Raw genomic sequence first — 1,762 nt, 5'->3', positions numbered from 1 at the left:
GAGCGTCATTACGAATTAAGTTGAAGCCTCAATGGGCAACCGCTCTTGGTTTAGCGGTTGATGAGGCGATCAGAGTTTTTAATTCAGAGTTAGAAATTTATTTCGAGATAATCAGCCAAAGGAGCGATCGCTCTCCAGAACTTCATGGTTATTTTCTTCGGGAGCTTCTTGTGGCAAATTCGCTAAAAATGCTTGTAGTCTCATGCGCTCAATGTAAGGCCAGCCTCCCTCAGACTCAATATCTTTCAGCAGCGAGTAGAGTTGGCGACGGTTAACAGGCAAACTCTCTTGAAAAACCCCATCCCGGATCTCTCGGTGTAACTGTTCCAATTGGCGCAGCAAAGCTAAAAGAGCTACAGTATCGCCTTGACAACCCTGGACTGCATCATACACCACAGTTGCGATCGCTTGCACTTTACAAGACAACTCCCCTGATTCAATATTTTTGTTATCGTTCATGCCACCCTTTCCGTATAAATGAGGTCAACTCAAATTTACCGGAGATTTTTAATTTTCCCTAGTTTGTTCCCTGTCCCCTGTCCCCTCACTTGCCCTAGTCAGGGATGAATATAACTAGATTTGTATCTTTATCAAAAGTAATTGCGATCGCTCCTAAAAGAGCGTAGTAACCTTTACCATAGCCTCCACAGCAGCTAGATGTGATCAGGACGAGACTTTCTTGGATTTTGAGTACTTTGATTTTGAGTTAAAAAAAATCGTATGATCTGGCTGATTTACCCATAAAACAATGGGCTGTATGTAGTGGCGTCACATACATGATACAAAAAGACTTGGGCGACGCCGCTTTTGCTATCAGCAAGAGCAAAGTGCGAAGCAGACACCCCTCTTCGCGCTCTTTGAGGCAAACATTTATGCTCCTCTGTGTGGAGATTACTCATCCACCCGCCCAACTCTAACAAATGCCACCAACAGTAAAACTGCTGGTTTTTTGCTCCCCTAGTAACACACATCCAAAGATGGATTCAGTGTGCTACTTATTATGGGTTTTACACCCCAAGCTCAAGAGAGCGACACGTTTAGCTACGTTTAGCAGAGAAAAGTTTGAGCAGCTGACAACCTAAACTCCCGGACACTTGCTTCAACTTTCTTAATCAAAGCAAAGTCGTTTCTGAACAAAGGTAGCTTTTCGCAGAGTAGCGGCTTCTCATCAGAGATCAAAGCTTCGATGCAGTTTTACAACTTAGATATTAATTTTTGAGATTGAGGTTGACCATGAGGTATCGCGCTTTAATTGTTGCATTCTTGGCTTTGTGCCTAGGTCTAATAACTGCTTGTAGTGATGCACCTACTAGTAGTAGTGGTAGAGATGTACTTACTTACGATCAAATTCGTGGCACTGGCTTGGCTAACAAATGCCCCCAACTAGCAGAAACAAGCCGTGGTTCCATTCCCATTGATTCTAGCCAGTCTTATGCCATCAAAGAACTTTGCTTGGAGCCAACTAGCTTCTTCATCAAAGAAGAACCTGCTAATAAACGGCAAGAAGCAGAATTTGTTGCTGGCAAATTGTTGACCAGATACACTTCCACCATTGACCAGGTGCAAGGTGATCTAAAAATCAACTCAGATAATAGCTTGACATTTACGGAAACTGATGGTCTTGATTTCCAAGCCATCACTGTGCAGCTTCCTGGTGGTGAGAGAGTACCTTTCCTCTTCACCATCAAAAACTTGGTTGCTCAAAGCCAACCCAGTTTGACCAGTATTAACACTTCAACGGGCTTTGAAGGTACCTTCAAAG

Annotated in this window: 2 protein-coding genes; one reads left to right on the top strand and one right to left on the bottom strand. The window is 43.4% G+C overall.

Features of this window, described 5'->3' with window-relative positions:
• Positions 1 to 111: 111 nt before the first annotated feature.
• Positions 112 to 459, bottom strand: a complete 348-nt coding sequence (locus RRG12_RS43865; protein ID WP_420761604.1) for a hypothetical protein — start codon at positions 457 to 459, stop codon at positions 112 to 114.
• Positions 460 to 1,233: 774 nt separating this feature from the next.
• Between RRG12_RS43865 and psbO the strand changes: the two genes are divergently transcribed.
• A partial coding sequence (gene psbO, locus RRG12_RS43860; protein ID WP_420763342.1) for a photosystem II manganese-stabilizing polypeptide occupies positions 1,234 to 1,762 on the top strand: 529 nt, incomplete at its 3' end.

It is taken from the genome of Nostoc sp. CALU 546 (assembly GCF_048836525.1).
The sequence above is the reverse complement of the archived record's forward strand: the minus strand, read 5'-3'. Positions and strand labels throughout refer to the sequence as shown.

Coding starts and splice junctions, on each gene's coding strand:
- RRG12_RS43865 (WP_420761604.1), bottom strand. CDS start 459: ATGAACGATAACAAAAATATTGAATCAGGGGAGTTGTCTTGTAAAGTG.